Here is a 21,236-nt window from a genome sequence, read left to right as displayed (position 1 = left end):
TTTATCTCCTCTTTGGAGAAATAATTATATAGTCCGATTTGTAGAATTAAATTGCTTTGAAACTTCATCAATATCTTCGTAATACTTGGCATGTGTACTTTGAAAAAGATGCTCAAACATTTCTCCAAGCTCAGCTTCTAAGACCTTTATACCTTCACCTGTTACTCCACCTTTTACACAAACCTTTTCTTGTAATGTTTGTAAAGTGAATATTTCCTTTTCGATTAGCTTACCCATCCCAACAATCATACCACTAGCAAGAGTGATTGCTTGTTCTTCTGAGATCTTCGTTTCCTTTACAGCTGCATCCACAAACCTTCTTAATAAATAGCTGAAAAATGCAGGACCACAACTAACAATGTCAGAAGCTACCCTTGTAATGGAATCCTCTATATGAACAGTTTCCGAAATATGCTTAAAAAGTGTTTCGATATAGTTTCGGGTTCCTTCATTACAACTTTCACCGAAAGTAATTAGAGAGACACCAGCTAAAGCTCGATTTGTTATGCTAGGAATAACTCTAGCTACTTGGCAGTCTACGACCGATTCAAGTTGACTTACTGCAACAGGGCTTGTAATGGAAACGATGCACTTTGTTTTAGGTAGGTCTTTATTTAATTTCTCTAAAAGGGGGTGAATTTCTAATGGTTTTACACAAATAAAGATAAGGTCTGAAGCTGCTACTACATCCTCGCTTGTTTCTACAACCTTAATATCCGGATAACTTTCACCTATTTTTCTAGCCTTTGAAAGCGTACGATTAGTAATGGTTAGGTTAGAAGGCGGAACAGCGATTGATTCAATGAAAGCATCTATTAAAATTTTCCCCATGTTTCCTGTTCCTATAATCCCAATGTTCACGTTTCGTCCCCTCCTTCACAAACATGTTCTCTCATAAACGATATGTATGTAAAAACACTTTTATGATTGTTGTTTTATTTTTATTACTTAGTAAAAAGGAGTTAGTTAGATGAAAGAAATTATAATTAAATACAAGTATTTTATGATTATAGGGTTAGGTTTATTAGTGGTTAGTTCACTTTACTATTTTACTCCGCCTAGTAACGATAGTAGTAACGAATTAATAATGAATGAAGCCTTACTAAGGAAAGGTGAATTAGCTTCAAGGAATGAAGCAGTTGACCCACCTGTAGAAAAAATAGAGTTGTCTACGGTATATGTCGATGTAAAGGGGGCTGTTGTTAGACCTGGAGTGTATGAATTAAAAAATGGTAGTCGAGTCAAGGATGCTTTAGAACTGGCTGGAGGGGTGAATCCTGAGGCGGAGGTTAACAATGTAAATCTCGCTGAACTGCTCGTTGATGAAATGGTTATCTATGTACCTAAAGTAGGGGAAGAGATTAATGAACCAAATGAGACACTAACTGGATCTTCAAAAAAGAATGACGATCTGATCTCAATAAATAAAGCAACAATAGAAGAGCTACAAACCTTACCTGGAATCGGACCATCTAAGGCAGCTGCAATTATTGAATACCGAGAACAGAATGGCGGCTTTGCAACTATTGATGAGATTCTATCAATAACTGGGATAGGCCCTAAAACCTTAGAAAAATTTCGAGACAAAATTACCTTAAAATAAAAATTGCAAGGTACAACATTTTTCGATAGACTTTTTAATAAGCTCGCAAAGGGGGAAGATATTAATGGAAAGAATATCATGGGACCAATACTTTATGGCACAAAGCCATTTACTTGCAATGAGAAGTACTTGTACTCGTTTGACTGTAGGTGCGACCATTGTTAGAGACAAGCGAATCATTGCGGGGGGATATAATGGTTCAATTACTGGAAGCACCCACTGTATCGATGAAGGTTGTTATGTTATTGACAATCATTGTGTCCGAACAATACATGCAGAAGTTAATGCACTACTACAGTGTGCAAAATTTGGAGTACCAACAACCGGTGCAGAAATTTATGTGACTCATTTCCCTTGTCTACAATGTTGCAAAGCCATTATTCAGAGTGGGATAAAGGTAGTTTATTATGCAAAAGATTACAAAAACCATCCATATGCAATTGAATTATTCAACCAAGCAGGTGTTAAGGTAGAACAAGTAGAGCTTAAAGAAATGGTGATTGAAATACATTCTAAGGAAAAGCAGCAATACGTTGGTGAGCTTTTACAGTTGCTGCATGATAGTGACCTTGATAAAAAGCAAGTTGCCGAGTTAGAAGCAACAGGTAAGAAGTTATTCGCTCCCCCGAATCTATGAAGAGACTTTCTGGCAACTATCTTTTTATAGCGATCGCAGCTATTTTCGGTATTATACTCGCCCATTTGTCTTATCATCCTCTTGTAGGTTTATCCATATTACTTTATTTTGTATATTTGCATTCAAGAGGTCCGAAAATAGTTGTAATTGCTGCCAGTGTTTGTATTGTTTTCTTCACCATTTATTTTGAACTTTATGACGAGTATAATTCAACTAAGTTGACTGGCTCAGAAACTAATTTAACCTTCAAAATTGCAACTGCACCCGACCTGAATGGTAGAACCTTATCCACGGTGGCAAAGATAGGGAATGAACGTGTTAATTTAAGGTACACAATTCAAACAAAAAATGAAAAAAATGAACTAACTTCCTTAAAAGTAGGAATGATTTGTAGATTTGAAGGTCAGTTATTACTACCAAACAAGGCAAGAAATTTTAATTCATTTGACTACAAGAAATATCTTTACTACAAAAAAATTCACTGGATATTCAGCCCCACTTCACTCTCTCTTCAAAATTGTACCCAGCAGGCACCTACTCCTTATGAAAGACTTTTGTTAATTAGAGAACAAGGAATTAACTACATTGAGAAACACTTTCCTAAAGATACCATCGGAATTGCACAAGCCTTAATTTACGGAGAAAGAGGGTATATCGATGATGAGGTAATTACGTCTTACCAGTCATTGGGGTTGGTTCACTTATTGGCTATATCTGGTTTGCATGTGGGCTTACTCACAGGTGCTATTTTCTACATTGTTATTAGAATGGGGTTTACAAGAGAATCGGTCACACATACTTTATTATGTTTGCTTCCAATCTATACAATCGTTGCTGGAGCTGCTCCATCTGTTATTAGAGCCGCGCTCATGCTAATGATTTTGCTTAGCTGTATAAGATGGAAAAAGATTTATCCTATAGATTCCATAGGAATAGCGTGTTTTTTTATGGTATTAATCAATCCATATCTTGTTTTTGAAGTTGGTTTTCAATTATCCTTCATTGTTAGCTTGGGGCTAATTTTATCTTCAAAGACCATTATTCTTAGAGCAAGCAATCCCCTTATCCAAACTCTTACAGTGACAGTAATTGCCCAGCTCTTTTCTTTTCCAATTATTATTTTTTATTTTTATGAGGTTTCACTTCTCAGTATCCCTTATAACCTCCTATTTGTTCCCGTCTACTCAGTGATAATCCTGCCGCTATCGATTTTATCCTTACTTCTACATATATTGTACGAGCCAATCGGCCATTCCTTTATGTTTCTGCTAAAAATGATCCTAAACATTTTAAACAAATTTGCATTATATGGAGCCGAGGTTAATTTACTATCATTAACTGTAGGTAAGCCACATATATTCTTTTTGGTGGGTTATTTTATATTGATAATAACTATTTTCAAAATGTGGGAACGGTCAAATCGAAAACTAATCGTTGTCTCTATTATCTTAATCGTTACCCTAAGTGTAGTAGATTTGAATGAAAAGCTGCTTAACCCCTACGGTAAAATTACGTATATAGATATTGGACAAGGAGATAGTATTCTAATTGAACTACCCTTTAATAAGGGTACTTATTTAATTGATACTGGTCCCAAAACACTGCACTTTGAGACTGAAGAATGGAAAAAAAAACGCAGGACGTTTGATACAGGAAAAGATATTCTACTCCCCTATTTAAAATCGGTTGGGATTAGAAAGATAGACAAACTAATTATTACACACGGTGACTTAGATCATATTGGTAATGCAGAACTGCTTATTCAAGAAATACCCGTGGAGGAGTTAATTTTTGGAGCTGGGCCTATTGAAAAAGAATTTGAGCAGCAATTAGTCAAGAAAGCTTATGAAATGGGTATACCGATATCAGAGGTTGCAACAGGAGACTTTTGGAAAAGCGGTGACTATACTTTTTATGTGTTAGCTCCGTATGGTGATGAACAAACATCAAATGACCGTTCAATCGTTATTTATTCAGAAATGGGAGGGCTTAAATGGCTATTTACAGGAGATTTAGGGAAAGTTGGAGAGAATAAGCTTATTGCTACCTTCCGCTCACTTCCAGTTGATGTGCTCAAAGTCGGACATCACGGTAGCAATTCATCAACCAGTGAGGAGTTCTTAGAGCATATTAAACCTAAAATATCAATTATTTCAGCAGGTGTGAACAATAGGTATAATCATCCAAATATTGATGTGTTGAATCGGTTGCTAGAAAAGGAAAGTATAATTCTAAGAACTGATCAACACGGAGCGATTCAATATAAATTTAGAGGCAGGAGCGGAACCTTTAGGTGGGTTCTTCCATACAATAAAACTATACTTAAACCAAACTGAAAAAGAGACTGCAGTTGCAGTCTCTGGTAGTGACAGTATGTACCTGTCGACTTAAGAACCGATAAGCTTAATTGCTGTTGCGATAATGAATAATGTTGCGAAAAATCCAAAAGAAACAATAAACCCAATACCTGAATCAATTAAGTCATTACGTTTACTTTGAACTTCTTTTTCGAATTGGTTCACTTTGTACCCCTCCTATTTCACCATATAGTATACGTTAAAATAATAAAAAAATCTACATCCTCTTTATTTGATTTCCTTACCTGACAACACTTGACACAAATAGTTCAATTTTTTAAGGAGAAGATAAAAACAAGATATTCTCGTTAACTTCTAAGTAACCTAGGGCTTGGATGTTAGCGTTCAACATAGATATAGGGGATTGTCATAATGGCAAATCCCCTTACTTATTTTTTAGAATGCTTGATAAAACATATTTTTCCCATTACGATAAGAGTAACTATATGTTAGGAAGTTGTATGGGAGAGCGATTATGACTGAAGTAATAAGGAAAAAAATAAAAAATAAGCAAATCAGTTCAATGTATTTATTTTATGGAACTGAAACGTTTTTAATAAACGAATTGAAAGAAATGCTAACAAGTGAATTATTGGAAGAACATGAAAAAGATTTCAACTATGCCATCTATGACTTAGAAGAAACCCCAATTGAAGTAGCGTTAGAAGATGCCGAAACCTTACCCTTTATGGGAGAAAAAAGAATGATTGTGTTAAAAAAACCCTACTTTTTAACTGCTGAAAAGGGCAAAGAAAAAGTTGAACATTCTCTTGAAAGATTAGAAAAATATATACTTCAACCTGCACCATATTCAGTTATTGTTTTTATAGCACCTTATGAAAAACTTGATGAGCGGAAAAAGATAACAAAGTTACTAAAACAACATGCAGAGGTTTTAGAGGTTAATGCATTAGAGGAAAAAGATCTAATAAAATGGATTGGTAACCGAGCAGCAATGTTTCAAGTTACATTTGAAGACCATGCTGCAAAACTACTCATGCAATTGACAGGCCCGAATTTAATGCTAATTTCAAAAGAAATAGATAAACTTTCTTTGTATGTAGGCCCAGAGGGTGATATTACACAAGAAACAGTGAACCTCCTCGTGGCAAGGACGCTTGAACAAAATATATTTGAATTGATAGATAAAGCAGTACATAGGAAATTAGAAGAGGCATTTCGGATTTTTTATGATTTACTAAAAAATAATGAGGAACCTATTAAAATTCTTTCTTTGTTGGCAACTCAATTCCGGATGATTTATCAGGTTAAAGAGTTGGTACGACAGGGTTATGGTCAGCAGCAAATTGCTGGCATGCTTAAAGTTCATCCTTATAGAGTGAAGTTAGCAGCAGGACAATCAAACCTTTTTAGCAATGAACATCTCATGGGTTTGGTTAATCATTTGGCAGAAATGGATTACGAAATAAAAAATGGAAAAATAGACAAGAAACTTGCAGTTGAATTATTCCTCATGAAATTAAACAATTAAAAAAGCGGCATTGCCGCTTTTTTTGTTTTGTAAAAAATAAAAGGTATCCGTTCAAGAGACCTCAAACAAATACCTTAAAGTAATTAAGCAGTAACTTCATTCAATTTTTTTGCTAAGCGTGATTTTTGGCGGCTAGCAACGTTTTTATGAATAAGTCCTTTACGAGCTGCTTTATCAAGTTTTTTAGCTGCTTCTAAGTAAGCTGCTTTTGCATTTTCAGCATCGTTGTTAGTAACAGTTGCTTCGAAGCTCTTAACAGCAGTACGCATTGCAGATTTGATTGTAGCGTTGTGAGCGCGACGCTCTTCACTAGTTTTTGCACGTTTAATCGCAGATTTAATGTTTGCCATGTACTTTCACCTCCTAGACGTATCGAGGTTATATGATCTCGATCTTTCAGTTACAATCATACTCATTTTTAGGGTCAAAATTCCACAAAGAAATTCTGATTGAACAAATGATATTCTATCAAACCATAGTAAAGATTGCAATACAATTCTTAGGATTTGACTTTTCACCTATTCATGAATGAATGACACTGCAAAAGGTAATGATAATAAATAAGTGGATAATAATAGGGAAAATATGCATGTTATATCAAAACTTACCATCAAACTATCATTTGTTTTTATTTAGGAGGTAATGGAAGTGGGAGAATCATTAGATCTTAGTATGTATTCGGTTCGTACCGATTTGGCAGTAGAAGCTCGTGAAATGGCGGTTGAAGAAAGAAACAAATCTAAAGAAGCTTCTAAACAAACCGTTTCTACAGATATTGAGGGTGTAATCATCAAAGAACGAGAAGATAATGGCATTAAAATTTCCTCTGTAGAAATAACTGAAGATGGCGCAAAATCAATAGGTAAGAAAAAAGGTAACTACTTAACTTTAGAGGTACAGGGTATTCGTCAACAGGATACAGAGTTACAAGAGAAAGTTCAAAAGGTCTTTGCCAAAGAGTTTAGTCAGTTTATGAAAAACTTATCTATTAAAGAAGACGCAAGTTGTCTTGTTGTGGGATTAGGTAACTGGAATGTAACACCGGATGCGCTTGGACCAATTGCAGTTGAAAATTTACTAGTTACAAGGCACTTATTCAGTCTTCAACCAGAAAATGTACAAGAAGGTTTTAGGTCTGTTAGTGCAATTGCCCCTGGAGTAATGGGACTAACCGGAATTGAAACAAGTGACATTATTCACGGAGTTATAGAGAAATCCAAGCCTGATTTTGTTATTGCTATTGATGCACTTGCTTCAAGGTCGATTGAACGTGTCAATTCTACCATTCAGATTTCTGATACGGGCATACATCCGGGTTCTGGTGTTGGTAATAAGAGAAAAGAACTTAGTCAAGAAACATTAGGCATTCCTGTAATTGCAATTGGAATCCCTACTGTAGTCGATGCTGTTAGTATTACTAGCGACACTATTGATTTTATCTTAAAGCATTTTGGTAGAGAAATGAGAGAAGGTGGAAGACCTTCAAGGGCGTTAACTCCTGCTGGACTGTCTTTTGGTGAAAAAAGGACCTTAACAGATGAGGACCTCCCGGCTGAAGAGGATCGAAAAACCTTTATGGGTATCATTGGTGGTTTAGAAGATGATGAAAAAAGAAGACTCATCCATGAAGTTCTTTCACCATTAGGTCATAACCTCATGGTAACCCCTAAAGAAGTAGATGTGTTCATAGAAGATATGGCCAATGTCATAGCGGGTGGCCTAAACGAAGCTCTCCACAACCAAGTAAACGATGACAACTACGGAGCTTACACCCATTAGTTTTGAGCTATGTAAAGAGCAGTGTTGATTGTCCTGTAACGAAAATTAACAACATAGTTTAGGGAGTCTAGTTTTTAAAATGTTGTTCTATTAATCCAAACTCTATCATACCCTCCTAGTAGACAAGCTATGGAGGGAAGATACGATGAGAAATACTAGAGCACACGGATTAATGGTAACAGTTCATGGGACAAGCATCAAAAAAGGAATTGTACTACTAATTATAGGATTAATGATGATGTTTTTACTTTCAGGTATTTTGACATCATTAAAACCACAATACCGCATAGCATCTTCTTCTATTAATGGAATTGCAACACATATATCTGGCGAATCGTTAATACATTTATTGGGCTACGAGAATCGCTATTTTACACAAGGGTTACCAGAGAATAGTGTCCAGCCTAACTATTCCTCGGTCCTGTTCCAGGCAACAACAAGCATTGACACAAATGATCCGAGAAGTCTCCTAGGGAGAGAACTTCCTGGTTTCTCCTTCTTCGACGGTGAAATTCTTGTTGCTGGCGAGGGAACAAATTATACAAACATGCCGATTGAGTCAGCTCCTCCATTAGAGGTTTTACTTGCTGAACGTGAGGCGGCTACTCAGAATTTAGGACAATTGGACAAGCCAACCCAAGAAAAGCCGGTTCCTCCACCTACATTAACGACAGGGGATAAAAAGGTAGCATTTATCTATCATACTCACTCTTATGAATCCTATTTTCCGCACTTAAAAGGTGTTGATACAAATAATGCCAATAATGCAACTCACTCTAAGGTAAATGTAACAAAAGTTGGAGAAATGCTGGGTGAAGAGTTAAAAACATTAGGAATAGGTTCAGAAGTAAACACAACGAATATGCCTGTATACCTAAAGGAAAATGGTTTTAAGTGGAGCCAATCCTATAAAGCATCAGGTCAAATTGTTAAGAGTGCTATGGCTAGTAATAGTCATTTAAACTACTTTATTGATATTCATCGTGATGCGAATCGTAGAGAAGATACGACGGTTACAATAAATGGTAACAATTATGCGAAAATTGCTTTTGTCATTGGTGATGATAATGCTAACTTTGAAAAGAACTTAAAGCTAGCAACAGAATTGCATAATCAATTAAAAAGCAAGTATCCAGGTTTAAGTCGAGGGATTTTAAAACAAGGTGGAAGTGGCTTTAACGGACGTTACAATCAAGAACTATCAGCGAATGCAATGTTAGTAGAATTTGGCGGAGTCGATAATAACTTTGATGAACTTAGAAGAACGGCAAAAGCATTTGCAGAGGTACTGGCAGAACACTATTGGCAGGCTGAAAAAGTCAATGCTTCAACAGACGAAGCGAAGAATAAACAATAGTAATAAACCTAACCTGAGGGGTAATTTCAATGATTAAATTCATGATGAAGTGTTTTTTTATTACAACAATTCTTTTATTCGGAGTCTTACTAGGAATGCAACAGGCTAATGATGGTATGAAGAAAATGAGGGGTCATAATGACCCTTCTCTTCAGGGAGCATTTCACTTTTCTGATGATGAGACAGGGGCGGTTGAAGCCTCGGTGTTGGGTAGAAAGGTAACAAGTCATGATATTGATGAAAAGCAGAGAAAATTAGAACAATCAGGAGCCTTTAACTTCTTTTCCACTTTAGGAAAGAAGTTAGCAGAAGGTGTAGGGTTAGTTTTCGAGAAAATTTTCCTTATTCTGTCTAGTGTTATAAGTGGAGTTCTAGAAAAAATATAATAGAGTAGAGAGCCTAGAGAATGAATGAGGTTCTCTTTTTTTTCTTGTAATTGAATAATAGGGTATCTATTGATATAATTTATGTCATGATATTTTAGGTTTTTTTCTAAGATAGCTCGCCTTAGAATAGTAGGAGTGAATAGAATGAACAGAGAAGATAGACTAAAACGACAAACTAAGATAAGAAACTTTTCAATTATTGCCCACATAGATCATGGAAAGTCTACACTGGCAGATCGGATATTAGAAAAAACATCCGCTCTTACTCAACGTGAGATGAAAGATCAGTTGTTAGATTCAATGGACCTTGAACGTGAAAGAGGAATCACCATTAAGCTAAATGCTGTTCAGCTGAAGTATAAAGCTAAGGACGGAGAAGAGTATATATTCCATTTAATCGATACACCAGGCCACGTAGACTTCACATATGAGGTTTCAAGAAGTCTTGCAGCATGTGAAGGGGCAGTCCTTGTTGTTGATGCTGCACAAGGAATTGAGGCACAGACGTTAGCAAACGTTTATTTGGCATTAGATAATGACTTAGAAATTTTACCAATCATTAATAAAATTGACTTACCAAGTGCTGATCCGGAACGTGTAAGACAAGAAATTGAGGATGTAATTGGGTTAGATGCGTCAGAAGCAGTCTTAACTTCTGCAAAAGCGGGGATCGGAATTGAAGAAATTCTAGAGCAGGTTGTCCAAAAAGTTCCTGCCCCACAAGGGGATCCGGGAGGACCATTAAAGGCGCTAATCTTTGATTCTCTTTACGATGCATATCGTGGGGTTGTTGCCTATATCCGTGTCGTCGAAGGAACTGTAAAGGTCGGCGATAAAATTAGAATGATGGCAACAGGAAAAGAATTCGAAGTGGCAGAGGTCGGTGTATTTACTCCGAAGGCTACAATGTTGAAGGAACTTACTGTTGGAGACGTAGGATTCCTTACTGCATCGATTAAGAATGTTGGAGATACGCGTGTTGGTGATACAATAACAAATGCAAAAAATGGCGCAACAGAAGCACTTCCGGGTTACCGCAAGTTGAATCCAATGGTATTCTGCGGCCTATATCCTATCGACACAGCCAAATATAATGATTTAAGAGAAGCACTTGAAAAACTAGAATTAAATGATGCTGCTCTTCAGTTTGAACCTGAAACATCCCAGGCATTAGGGTTTGGTTTCCGATGTGGCTTCCTAGGTCTACTTCACATGGAAATCATTCAGGAGCGTATTGAACGTGAATTCAAGATTGACTTAATTACAACTGCACCAAGTGTAATATATAATGTATTTTTAACAGATGGTTCGGATTTAAGAGTCGACAATCCTAATAATATGCCTGATCCGCAAAAAATTGATCGTGTTGAAGAACCATATGTAAAAGCAACAATGATGGTACCAAATGATTATGTTGGTGCTGTTATGGAATTGTGTCAAGGGAAACGTGGTAACTTTATTGATATGCAATATCTTGATGAAAACCGAGTGAGAATTGTTTACGAAATTCCATTAGCTGAAATAGTGTACGATTTCTTTGATCAATTAAAATCTAGTACAAAGGGTTATGCTTCCTTTGACTATGAACTAATTGGATATAAGGAGTCAAAACTTGTGAAGATGGATATTTTATTGAATGCTGAAAAAGTGGATGCTTTATCATTCATTGTTCACCGTGATTCTGCATATGAACGTGGGAAAATCATTGTTGAAAAACTCAAAGATTTAATTCCTCGTCAACAATTCGAAGTGCCAATTCAAGCTGCTGTTGGACAAAAGATTATTGCTCGTTCAACCATTAAAGCAATGCGTAAAAACGTATTAGCTAAATGTTATGGTGGAGATATTTCTCGTAAACGTAAACTACTTGATAAGCAAAAAGAAGGTAAAAAACGTATGAAACAAGTAGGTTCAGTAGAAGTACCTCAGGAAGCATTTATGGCGGTACTAAAAATGGACGATTCAAAATAAAAGTTTGTTTAAACAAGTACCGCAGAATTTCTGCGGTATTTGTGTTAATAATGAGTGTTCAAAAAGGGTAATAGAAAGTAGTGATATTGTGGCACAAGCAGCCTATTTACACATTCCATTTTGTGAACAAATTTGTCATTATTGTGATTTTAATAAGGTTTTTCTAAAGGGACAACCTGTCGAAGAGTACCTTCAATCAATGGCAATAGAAATGAAAAATACTCTAGAGACCCATCCTACAACTGGGCTGAATACAATCTTTGTAGGTGGCGGAACACCCACTGTTCTAGATATGAAGCAAATGGAATTATTTTTAAAAAGCATCCATACGCATCTAAAACCTGTAAATGATGCAATTGAATATACATTTGAAGCAAACCCGGGAGACTTATCAAAGGAAAAGCTGCAATTATTAAAAGATTTTGGTGTTAATCGGCTTAGTTTTGGAGTACAAACTTTTGATGATGAACTTCTGAAGAAGATTGGGAGAACTCATCGACATAAAGATGTTCTTCGTTCGATTGAATTAGCTAAAGAGGTTGGGTTTAAAAATATTAGTCTGGATTTAATTTACGCATTGCCTGGGCAAACAATTGAAAGTTTCTATCATACACTCGAAATAGCCTTTGGGTTAGAGGTGAATCATTTTTCTGCTTATTCACTAATTATTGAACCGAAGACCGTATTTTATAACTTGATGCAAAAAGGACGGTTAACACTACCTAGCCAAGAGAATGAGGCTGAAATGTATGAGTTATTAATGGATGAGATGGAAAAACACGGTTACGCTCAATATGAAATTAGTAACTTTTCAAAAAGAGGGTTTGAGAGTCAGCATAATCTTACCTACTGGAATAATGATGAATATTATGGCATTGGTGCTGGTGCCCATAGTTATATAGATGGACAAAGAGTAGCAAACGCAGGACCATTAAAAAAATACATGTCTCTTATAGAGGAATCCGGTTTTCCTTATCTCGAAACCCATCAAGTTAGTGTTAGTGAAAAGATGGAAGAAGAGCTTTTTCTTGGGTTAAGAAAAACAGCAGGGATATCTAAAAACAAGTTTGAAAAGAAATATGGAAAAAGTATCCATTCTATTTTCGGGCATCAAATTTCTGAACAAAAGGATAAGGGTTTACTAGAAGAGACAGAAGAAATGCTACGTTTAACTAGAGTTGGAAAGCTACTCGGAAATGAAGTATTTCAAGCATTTATAGGTGTAATCTAATCGTTGACATCGTGGTATGTATTTGGTAACTTATTATTAGAATTAGCACTCACTTATAAAGAGTGCTAACAGAGGTGATGTTCCTTGTTAACAGATCGTCAGCTATTAATCCTTCAGGTGATAATAGATGATTTTATACAATCTGCCCAACCAGTAGGTTCAAGATCATTGTCGAAAAAAGACGGGATCTCTTTTAGCTCTGCGACAATTCGTAATGAGATGGCTGACCTAGAAGAGTTAGGATTTATCGAGAAGACTCATAGTTCATCTGGAAGGGTACCTTCAGAGAAGGGTTACCGTTATTATGTAGATCATCTATTGTCACCGCAAAGTGTATCGAAACAAGATAAAGAAGAAATAAAATCGATTTTTGCTGAACGAATTTATGAGTTGGAAAAAGTGGTACAGAAGTCTGCTCAAATTTTATCAGACTTAACAAGCTATACTTCGATTGTTCTTGGCCCAGAAGTGAATGAGAATCGAGTGAAAAAACTGCAAATCATTCCTATTAATCGAGATACCGCAGTGGCAATCATCGTTACAGATACAGGTCATGTAGAAAATCGTACCATCACATTCCCAGGTTCAATTAATCCTAGTGAAATAGAAAAAATGGTGAACATTCTAAATGAGCGTCTTACTGGTGTTCCTCTCATTGAGTTAAACGATAAAATTTACAAAGAGGTAGCAACCATACTCAAATCTCATATTAATAACTATGACAGCTTATTGAATGTGTTGACAGGTACATTTAATCTACAAACATCTGAGAGAGTTTATTTTGGTGGCAAGACAAATATGTTAAGTCAGCCTGAATTCAACGACATTAAAAAGATACGTTCTTTATTAACGATGATTGAACAGGAAAAAGAGTTTTATGAGCTATTACGAACAAATCAAACAGGTATAAGTATAAAAATCGGCAGAGAAAATAGAGTTAGTGCAATGGAGAACTGTAGTTTAATTACTGCAACCTATACTGTCGGAACTGAACAATTAGGTTCAATTGCCATACTCGGCCCAACACGAATGGAATATTCACGTGTTGTAAGTTTGCTAAGCCTCTTGAGTACTGATTTGTCAAATGTCTTAACAAAACTGTATCAAAATGAATAACAGTGGCTATATTTGTAAGGGAGTAGGGGACTCTCCCTCACAACTACATAATCTACTAATTTGGACATCACTATAATACCTATTAAAACTTTTAAGGGAGGTGAAATAATTGGCTAACGAAAATACAATTAAAGAAGAAGTAACAAACCAAGAAGAAATGAATACAACCCAGGATACTACAATGGAATCAACTGAAACCTCAAATGAAACTATTGTAAATAATGAAGAACAAGATGAGCTTACGAAAGCCAATGAAAAAATCGCTGACCTTGAACAAAAAGTTCAAGAGTATGAAAATAAATTATATCGAGTGCAGGCTGATTTTGAGAATTATAAGCGTCGAGTTCGCTTAGATCAAGAGGCAGCTCAGAAATATCGTGCACAAAGCCTAATCTCAGATATGTTATCTTCAATTGATAACTTCGAAAGAGCAATGAAAATAGATGCTGAAGATGAAAAAACGAAAACCCTTCTGCAAGGTATGGATATGGTTTACCGTGGCTTAATCGAAGCCTTGAAGAATGAAGGTGTTGAAATCATTGATGCTGTTGGACAGCAATTTGATCCGCAATTACACCAGGCTGTAATGCAAGTTGAGGATTCAGAATATGAATCTGGAGTAGTTATTGAACAATTCCAAAAGGGCTATAAATTGAAGGATCGAGTGATTCGTCCATCAATGGTCAAGGTTAATCAATAATAGGTTTACATAACGTATTAAACTTTTTTCTTAAATAGGAGGTAATCAATAATGAGTAAAATTATTGGTATAGACTTAGGTACAACAAATTCATGTGTTGCCGTTATGGAAGGCGGAGAAGCAAAAGTTATTCCAAACCCTGAGGGGAATCGTACAACACCTTCCGTTATCGCATTTAAAAACGGTGAGCGTCAAGTTGGGGAAGTAGCAAAGCGCCAAGCGATTACAAACCCAAATACAATCATCTCGATCAAACGTCATATGGGTACAGATTACAAAGTAACTGTGGAAGATAAAGAATATACTCCACAAGAAATGTCAGCTGCGATTCTACAATACTTAAAATCATATGCTGAAGACTATTTAGGGGAAAAGGTTACAAAAGCTGTAATCACGGTACCTGCTTATTTTAACGATGCAGAGCGTCAAGCGACTAAGGACGCAGGTCGTATTGCAGGACTTGAAGTTGAGCGTATTATTAATGAGCCTACTGCTGCTGCGTTAGCATACGGATTAGATAAAACTGAAGAAGATCAAACAATCTTAGTTTATGACCTTGGTGGTGGTACGTTTGACGTATCTATCCTTGAACTAGGGGACGGCGTATTTGAAGTAAAAGCAACAGCTGGAGACAACCGCCTTGGTGGAGATGACTTTGACCAAGTAATCATCAATTATTTAGTTGAACAATTTAAGAAAGAAAATGGCATTGATCTTTCTAAAGATAAAATGGCAATGCAACGTCTAAAAGATGCTGCTGAGAAAGCAAAGAAAGATCTTTCAGGAGTAACTTCTACACAAATTTCATTACCATTCATCACTGCAGGAGAAGCAGGTCCACTTCACTTAGAAGTAAACATGACTCGTGCGAAGTTTGATGAGTTATCTGCTGGATTAGTTGAAAGAACAATGGGTCCTACTCGCCAAGCAATCAAAGATTCCGGTCTTTCAGCAAGTGAAATTGATAAAATTATTTTAGTTGGTGGTTCAACTCGTATTCCTGCAGTACAAGAAGCAATCAAAAAGGAAACAGGAAAAGAGCCACACAAAGGTGTAAATCCAGATGAGGTAGTAGCATTAGGTGCTGCGATTCAAGGTGGAGTTTTAACTGGAGACGTTAAAGACGTTGTATTACTTGACGTTACACCTTTATCATTAGGGATTGAAACAATGGGTGGAGTATTTACGAAGTTAATCGAACGTAATACGACAATCCCTACAAGTAAATCACAAGTGTTCTCAACTGCAGCTGACAACCAAACAGCAGTAGATATTCACGTGTTACAAGGTGAGCGTCCAATGGCAGCTGACAATAAGACATTAGGTCGCTTCCAATTATCAGACATTCCTCCAGCACCACGTGGAATCCCTCAAGTCGAGGTAAGTTTCGATATCGATAAAAATGGTATCGTAAATGTACGTGCAAAAGATTTAGGCACAAATAAAGAACAGGCAATCACAATCAAATCTTCAACAGGATTATCTGATGAGGAAGTTGAAAAAATGGTACGCGAAGCAGAAGAAAATGCTGAAGCGGACAAAAAACGTAAAGAAGAAGTTGAGCTTCGCAATGAGGCTGATCAGTTAGTCTTTACAACAGAAAAGACACTAAAAGACCTTGAGGGTAAGGTTGACGAAGCAGAAGTAACGAAAGCAAATGAAGCAAAAGATGCTTTAAAAGCTGCAATCGAAAAGAACGACCTTGAAGAAATGCGTACGAAGAAGGATGCACTCCAAGAAATCGTTCAACAGCTTTCTGTAAAGCTATACGAAGAAGCTGCTAAAGCTGCACAAGGTGCCGATGGTGCTGAAGGTGAAGCAACTGGTAAAAAAGCAGATGATATCGTAGATGCAGAATATGAAGAAGTAAAAGACGATAAATAAACTTTCCTAAATACATGAAGAAAAAAGTCGAAGTCAGGCATGCCTTGGCTTTGACTTTTTTCAGGTAGACTAGTATTACGCATAATAGTAAGTTGGCCAGTGTGCAATGTTCAGTTATTCGCTAGAATCCACGAGACTCCTGCGGGAGTAGCATGTCAACGGGAGACCCCACAGGCGCTTAGCGCCGAGGAGGCTCCCGGACTGCCCGCGGAAAGCGAGTGGATTCTAGCGAATAACATCCTATGTAGTTTTACAAACTTTTTTAGGGTAGAAATATTTGAATCTGAATGTCTAAAAGTCAAGGAACCATACAAAATATTGCCTTTTACTTTTGAGAAATGATAGAATAATCTTTATGTGAAAGGAAGCGGGAGTGGGTTTTAAATGAGTAAACGAGATTACTACGAAGTACTCGGGGTTAGCAAAAGTGCTTCAAAAGACGAGATAAAAAAAGCTTATAGAAAACTATCAAAACAATACCATCCTGATATTAACAAAGCTGAAGATGCTGCTGAGAAATTTAAGGAAGTCAAAGAGGCTTATGAGGTCTTAAGTGATGACCAAAAGCGTTCTCACTATGATCAATTTGGTCATACTGATCCGAACCAAGGGTTTGGCGGCTTTGGTGGCGGCGGAGATTTCGGTGGTGGCTTTGGCTTCGAAGATATCTTTAGCTCAATCTTTGGTGGCGGAGGTAGACGCCGTGATCCAAACGCACCAAGACAGGGTGCTGACTTACAATATACAATGACACTTAAATTCGAGGATGCGGTATTTGGTAAAGAAACCGACATCGAAATCCCAAGAGAAGAAACATGTGATACGTGTGACGGTTCAGGTGCAAAACCTGGTACAAAGGCAAGTACATGCTCACATTGTAATGGATCGGGTCAACTAAATGTAGAACAAAATACACCATTTGGTCGAATTGTAAATAGACGTGTATGTAATCACTGTAACGGTACTGGCAAATCAATACCGCATAAATGTTCAACTTGTAGCGGCACAGGTAAAGTGAAAAAGCGTAAGAAGATACACGTTAAGATACCTGCAGGAGTTGACGATGGTCAACAATTGCGTGTAGCAGGTCAAGGGGAGCCAGGGGTAAATGGTGGACCTCCAGGTGACCTTTACGTTGTCTTCCAGGTAAGAGGACATGAATTCTTCGAAAGAGACGGCGATGATATTTACTGTGAAATGCCATTAACCTTTGCACAAGCTGCTTTAGGGGATGAGGTTGAGGTACCAACTCTTCATGGGAAGGTAAAGCTTAAAATTCCTGCTGGAACACAAACTGGCACTAAATTCCGTTTGCGTGGTAAAGGTGTACAAAATGTAAGAGGATATGGCCAAGGAGATCAACATATTCAAATACGTGTTATTACACCTACTAAATTAACCGAAAAACAAAAACAATTATTACGTGAGTTTTCAGACCTCAGTGGTCATGAGGCACCTGACGAGCAGCATGATAGCTTCTTCGCAAAAGTTAAAAGAGCTTTTAAAGGTGAATAAATCTTAAATTAAAATTGGAGTTGGTAGACATGAAATGGTCGGAAATTAGTATTCATACTACACAGGAGGCTGTTGAACCTATTTCGAATATTTTACATGAAGCGGGAGCTAGTGGAGTAGTAATTGAAGATCCTTTCGAATTAACCAAAGAACGCGAACAAGTTTTTGGTGAAATCTACCAACTCAATCCTGATGATTACCCTGAAGAAGGTGTTGTTGTTAAGGCCTATTTACCTGTAAATAGCTTTTTATCAGAAACCGTTGAAGAAATAAAGGAAGCCATTAATGGTTTATTATTGTTTGGTATCGATATCGGACATAATAAAATTTCTTTAATTGAAGTCAATGAAGAAGAATGGGCGACTGCTTGGAAAAAGTATTACCACCCTGTAAAAATCTCTGAAAGATTTACGATCGTACCAACATGGGAAGACTATGAGCCTGTAAGTACGGACGAATTAATTATTGAACTAGACCCAGGAATGGCGTTTGGAACAGGAACTCATCCGACAACTGTACTATGTATACAAGCATTGGAAAGAACAGTGCAAACAGGAGATTCAGTAATCGATGTTGGAACAGGTTCAGGCGTACTAAGTATTGCAGCAGCAATGCTGGGTGCAAAAGAAATCAAAGCACTTGATTTGGATTCAGTTGCGGTGGAAAGTGCACTTGAAAATGTAAAGCTTAATAAGGTAGAGGATATCGTATCCGTTTCTCAAAATAATCTGTTAAACAATATTGAGGGTCCAGTCGATGTTGTCGTAGCCAATATTTTAGCTGAAATCATTTTATTATTTACAGAGGATGCAAATAAGATCTTGAAAAAAGGTGGTCTCTTTATCACCTCAGGAATTATTACAGCTAAAAAAGAAGAGGTAAAAGAAGGCTTATTGGCAGCAGGCTTTGCAATTGAAGAAACAGTTGTAATGGAAGACTGGGTTGCATTTATTGCTAGAAAAAATTAAGGCTACTAAATGTTGACTAAATAACCTTTATGTAAAGAATGGATGGTGTCACTCCGTGCAACGTTATTTTGTAGAAAAAATGGACGATAATCAATCGACAATTCTAGGGGAAGATGTTCACCATATTACAAGGGTCATGAGAATGAGCATTGGCGATCAGCTAATATGCTGCAATCCTAGTGGAAAAGCGGCAAGATGTACTATTACTGAAATTACCAATGAATCTGTCTTAGCCAATGTTGTAGAATGGATTGTGGACACTGTAGAATTACCGATAAATGTAATCATTGTGAGTGGGTTGCCTAAAGGGGACAAACTTGAATACGTTATACAAAAAGGGACCGAACTAGGGGCAAGTGAGTTTGTCCCTTTTATTGCGACTCGTTCAATTGTAAAATGGGATGAGAAAAAAAGCGGTAAAAAAGTTGAGAGATGGGAAAAGATTGCAAAAGAAGCAGCAGAACAGTCTCATCGTACAAAAATCCCAACTGTACAAGCCCCTCTAACACTTAAACAATTACTTTCATTAGGTGAAAGTTATCAATATAAATTAATTGCTTATGAGGAAGACGCTAAAAGTGGCGAAAAATCTAAGTTAGCCTCAACCTTAGAACAAATGAAACCAGGAGATTCTCTTCTAGTCGTGGTTGGTCCAGAAGGTGGCTTAGCCGATAAGGAAGTTGCCTCGTTAAGAGACGCTGGTTTTGTTTCATGCAGTTTTGGACCAAGAATTTTGCGGGCAGAAACAGCACCGTTATACTTGTTATCTGCTGTTTCGTATTATTTTGAATTAGCGAGGTGAAAAGGATGCCATCAGTAGCATTTCATACATTAGGTTGTAAAGTAAATCATTATGAAACAGAAGCAATTTGGCAACTTTTTAAAGAACAAGGCTATGACCGTACGGAGTTTGAAGGAATGGCCGATGTTTACGTGATAAATACGTGTACGGTAACAAATACTGGCGATAAGAAAAGTCGACAAGTAATACGACGTGCGATTCGGAAAAATCCTGACGGGGTTATTTGTGTAACAGGTTGTTATGCTCAAACCTCACCTGCGGAAATTATGGCGATTCCAGGAGTAGACATCGTAGTCGGTACACAGGATCGTGTTAAGATGTTGGACTATATTGACCAATATAAAAATGAAAGACAACCAATTAATGGTGTTGGTAATATTATGAAAGCGCGTGTTTATGAGGAGTTAGATGTTCCATCATTCACAGACCGAACACGTGCATCTTTAAAAATACAAGAAGGCTGTAATAATTTCTGTACCTTCTGTATCATTCCTTGGGCACGTGGACTCATGCGCTCTAGAGACCCAAAAGAGGTTATTACTCAGGCTCAAGCACTTGTAAATGCTGGTTATAAGGAAATTGTTCTTACTGGGATTCATACGGGTGGTTATGGTGAGGACATGAAAGACTATAACCTTGCGAAGCTTCTACAAGATTTAGATGATAAAGTAGTAGGATTAAAACGTATCCGTATTTCATCTATCGAGGCTAGTCAAATCACGGACGAAGTTATTGACGTACTAGATAAATCTGATAAAATTGTCCGTCATTTACACATTCCACTACAGTCAGGCTCTGACACTGTTCTAAAAAGAATGAGACGTAAGTATACAATGGAACACTTCGCAGACCGTTTAACTAGGCTAAAGGAAGCTTTACCAGGCTTAGCAATTACTTCTGATGTAATTGTTGGTTTTCCCGGTGAAACGGAAGAGGAGTTTATGGAGACCTACAATTTTATAAACGAGCATAAATTCTCAGAGTTGCACGTTTTCCCATACTCTAAACGTACTGGAACGCCTGCTGCACGGATGGACGATCAAGTTGATGAAGAAATTAAGAATGAAAGAGTACATCGCTTAATTTCATTATCTGACCAGCTTGCTAAAGAATACGCTTCACAGTTTGAAAATGAAGTATTAGAGGTTATCCCAGAAGAAGAGTTTAAAGAAGAAGGAAGCACAGGTCTTTATATGGGGTATACAGACAATTACCTAAAAGTAAAATTCCCTGCTTCTGAAGACATGATCGGCAAACTAGTAAAAGTTAAGATTACAAAAGCAGGTTACCCATATAACGAAGGACAATTTGTAAAAGTAGTCGACGATGAACTAGTAAAAACACTCGAATCCGTAAAATTGAGTTCTTAACCCAGTGAATTAGCTGGGTTTTGTTTTTTTTTTAGGGAGAAACCAGTATCTCAGTCGCTAAAAATTTT

General features: G+C 36.9%; 19 protein-coding genes. 16 read left to right on the top strand and 3 right to left on the bottom strand.

Features of this window, described 5'->3' with window-relative positions; genetic code table 11:
• Positions 1–24: 24 nt before the first annotated feature.
• On the bottom strand, positions 25–861 hold the full coding sequence (gene comER / locus J2Z26_RS12635; protein ID WP_193535515.1) for a late competence protein ComER: 837 nt from the start codon (positions 859–861) through the stop codon (positions 25–27).
• A 109-nt stretch (positions 862–970) separates the two neighbouring features.
• Between comER and J2Z26_RS12630 the strand changes: the two genes are divergently transcribed.
• The 3 genes from J2Z26_RS12630 to J2Z26_RS12620 all read left to right on the top strand — a co-directional run bounded on the left by J2Z26_RS12630 (position 971) and on the right by J2Z26_RS12620 (position 4,576).
• A complete protein-coding gene (locus J2Z26_RS12630; RefSeq protein ID WP_193535514.1) occupies positions 971–1,603 on the top strand; it encodes a helix-hairpin-helix domain-containing protein in 633 nt (210 codons plus the stop codon).
• A gap of 64 nt (positions 1,604–1,667) precedes the next feature.
• Positions 1,668–2,240 carry a ComE operon protein 2 gene (locus tag J2Z26_RS12625; RefSeq protein WP_193535513.1) on the top strand — a complete coding sequence of 191 codons (573 nt, stop codon included), beginning with the start codon at positions 1,668–1,670 and terminating at the stop codon, positions 2,238–2,240.
• A complete protein-coding gene (locus J2Z26_RS12620) occupies positions 2,237–4,576 on the top strand; it encodes a DNA internalization-related competence protein ComEC/Rec2 (protein WP_193535512.1) in 2,340 nt (779 codons plus the stop codon). Before J2Z26_RS12625 ends, J2Z26_RS12620 begins: the two co-directional genes overlap by 4 nt.
• A gap of 51 nt (positions 4,577–4,627) precedes the next feature.
• On the opposite strand, the gene J2Z26_RS12615 is transcribed toward J2Z26_RS12620, so the two are convergent.
• On the bottom strand, positions 4,628–4,762 hold the full coding sequence (locus J2Z26_RS12615) for a YqzM family protein (protein ID WP_193469768.1): 135 nt from the start codon (positions 4,760–4,762) through the stop codon (positions 4,628–4,630).
• 310 nt (positions 4,763–5,072) lie between these two features.
• On the opposite strand from J2Z26_RS12615, the gene holA reads away from it, so the two are divergent.
• The gene (holA, locus tag J2Z26_RS12610; protein WP_193535511.1) at positions 5,073–6,089 is read left to right on the top strand and encodes a DNA polymerase III subunit delta; all 1,017 of its coding nucleotides are present in this window, start codon (positions 5,073–5,075) and stop codon (positions 6,087–6,089) included.
• Positions 6,090–6,172: 83 nt separating this feature from the next.
• Here the strand turns inward: holA and rpsT are convergent, their stop codons facing one another.
• Positions 6,173–6,439 carry a 30S ribosomal protein S20 gene (gene rpsT, locus J2Z26_RS12605; RefSeq protein WP_193535510.1) on the bottom strand — a complete coding sequence of 89 codons (267 nt, stop codon included), beginning with the start codon at positions 6,437–6,439 and terminating at the stop codon, positions 6,173–6,175.
• Positions 6,440–6,737: 298 nt separating this feature from the next.
• Here rpsT and gpr point away from each other — a divergent pair, with 298 nt between their 5' ends.
• From gpr to mtaB, 12 genes are all read left to right on the top strand, one after another.
• Positions 6,738–7,868 (top strand): GPR endopeptidase, encoded by a 1,131-nt coding sequence (gene gpr / locus J2Z26_RS12600; RefSeq protein WP_193535509.1) that lies wholly within the window; start codon positions 6,738–6,740, stop codon positions 7,866–7,868.
• 145 nt (positions 7,869–8,013) lie between these two features.
• Positions 8,014–9,225: a stage II sporulation protein P gene (gene spoIIP, locus J2Z26_RS12595; protein WP_193535508.1), complete on the top strand. Its 1,212-nt coding sequence runs from the start codon at positions 8,014–8,016 to the stop codon at positions 9,223–9,225.
• A gap of 29 nt (positions 9,226–9,254) precedes the next feature.
• The gene (locus J2Z26_RS12590) at positions 9,255–9,611 is read left to right on the top strand and encodes a YqxA family protein (protein ID WP_193535507.1); all 357 of its coding nucleotides are present in this window, start codon (positions 9,255–9,257) and stop codon (positions 9,609–9,611) included.
• A 144-nt stretch (positions 9,612–9,755) separates the two neighbouring features.
• Complete coding sequence (gene lepA / locus J2Z26_RS12585) at positions 9,756–11,582, top strand: translation elongation factor 4 (protein WP_193535506.1); 1,827 nt, start codon at positions 9,756–9,758, stop codon at positions 11,580–11,582.
• Positions 11,583–11,670: 88 nt separating this feature from the next.
• Positions 11,671–12,813 carry a radical SAM family heme chaperone HemW gene (gene hemW / locus J2Z26_RS12580; protein ID WP_193536079.1) on the top strand — a complete coding sequence of 381 codons (1,143 nt, stop codon included), beginning with the start codon at positions 11,671–11,673 and terminating at the stop codon, positions 12,811–12,813.
• A gap of 84 nt (positions 12,814–12,897) precedes the next feature.
• A complete protein-coding gene (hrcA, locus tag J2Z26_RS12575) occupies positions 12,898–13,929 on the top strand; it encodes a heat-inducible transcriptional repressor HrcA (RefSeq protein WP_193535505.1) in 1,032 nt (343 codons plus the stop codon).
• A 109-nt stretch (positions 13,930–14,038) separates the two neighbouring features.
• On the top strand, positions 14,039–14,629 hold the full coding sequence (grpE, locus tag J2Z26_RS12570) for a nucleotide exchange factor GrpE (RefSeq protein ID WP_193535504.1): 591 nt from the start codon (positions 14,039–14,041) through the stop codon (positions 14,627–14,629).
• 51 nt (positions 14,630–14,680) lie between these two features.
• On the top strand, positions 14,681–16,513 hold the full coding sequence (gene dnaK / locus J2Z26_RS12565; protein WP_193535503.1) for a molecular chaperone DnaK: 1,833 nt from the start codon (positions 14,681–14,683) through the stop codon (positions 16,511–16,513).
• 384 nt (positions 16,514–16,897) lie between these two features.
• Positions 16,898–18,028 (top strand): molecular chaperone DnaJ, encoded by a 1,131-nt coding sequence (gene dnaJ, locus J2Z26_RS12560; protein WP_193535502.1) that lies wholly within the window; start codon positions 16,898–16,900, stop codon positions 18,026–18,028.
• A 29-nt stretch (positions 18,029–18,057) separates the two neighbouring features.
• Positions 18,058–18,996, top strand: coding sequence for a 50S ribosomal protein L11 methyltransferase (gene prmA, locus J2Z26_RS12555; protein ID WP_193535501.1), 939 nt, complete (start codon positions 18,058–18,060; stop codon positions 18,994–18,996).
• Between the two features lie 55 nt (positions 18,997–19,051).
• A complete protein-coding gene (locus J2Z26_RS12550; RefSeq protein WP_193535500.1) occupies positions 19,052–19,798 on the top strand; it encodes a 16S rRNA (uracil(1498)-N(3))-methyltransferase in 747 nt (248 codons plus the stop codon).
• Positions 19,799–19,803: 5 nt separating this feature from the next.
• Complete coding sequence (gene mtaB / locus J2Z26_RS12545) at positions 19,804–21,168, top strand: tRNA (N(6)-L-threonylcarbamoyladenosine(37)-C(2))-methylthiotransferase MtaB (RefSeq protein ID WP_193535499.1); 1,365 nt, start codon at positions 19,804–19,806, stop codon at positions 21,166–21,168.
• Positions 21,169–21,236 lie beyond the last annotated feature (68 nt).

The organism is Cytobacillus luteolus, from assembly GCF_017873715.1.
Lineage (GTDB): Bacteria > Bacillota > Bacilli > Bacillales > Bacillaceae_L > Bacillus_BV > Bacillus_BV luteola.
Note: the sequence above shows the minus strand (reverse complement) of the source record. Positions and strands in the feature narration are given on the sequence as shown.

Coding starts and splice junctions, on each gene's coding strand:
- prmA (WP_193535501.1), top strand. CDS start 18,058: ATGAAATGGTCGGAAATTAGTATTCATACTACACAGGAGGCTGTTGAA.
- J2Z26_RS12625 (WP_193535513.1), top strand. CDS start 1,668: ATGGAAAGAATATCATGGGACCAATACTTTATGGCACAAAGCCATTTA.
- dnaJ (WP_193535502.1), top strand. CDS start 16,898: ATGAGTAAACGAGATTACTACGAAGTACTCGGGGTTAGCAAAAGTGCT.
- spoIIP (WP_193535508.1), top strand. CDS start 8,014: ATGAGAAATACTAGAGCACACGGATTAATGGTAACAGTTCATGGGACA.
- mtaB (WP_193535499.1), top strand. CDS start 19,804: ATGCCATCAGTAGCATTTCATACATTAGGTTGTAAAGTAAATCATTAT.
- rpsT (WP_193535510.1), bottom strand. CDS start 6,439: ATGGCAAACATTAAATCTGCGATTAAACGTGCAAAAACTAGTGAAGAG.
- lepA (WP_193535506.1), top strand. CDS start 9,756: ATGAACAGAGAAGATAGACTAAAACGACAAACTAAGATAAGAAACTTT.
- J2Z26_RS12620 (WP_193535512.1), top strand. CDS start 2,237: ATGAAGAGACTTTCTGGCAACTATCTTTTTATAGCGATCGCAGCTATT.
- dnaK (WP_193535503.1), top strand. CDS start 14,681: ATGAGTAAAATTATTGGTATAGACTTAGGTACAACAAATTCATGTGTT.
- holA (WP_193535511.1), top strand. CDS start 5,073: ATGACTGAAGTAATAAGGAAAAAAATAAAAAATAAGCAAATCAGTTCA.
- J2Z26_RS12630 (WP_193535514.1), top strand. CDS start 971: ATGAAAGAAATTATAATTAAATACAAGTATTTTATGATTATAGGGTTA.
- J2Z26_RS12590 (WP_193535507.1), top strand. CDS start 9,255: ATGATTAAATTCATGATGAAGTGTTTTTTTATTACAACAATTCTTTTA.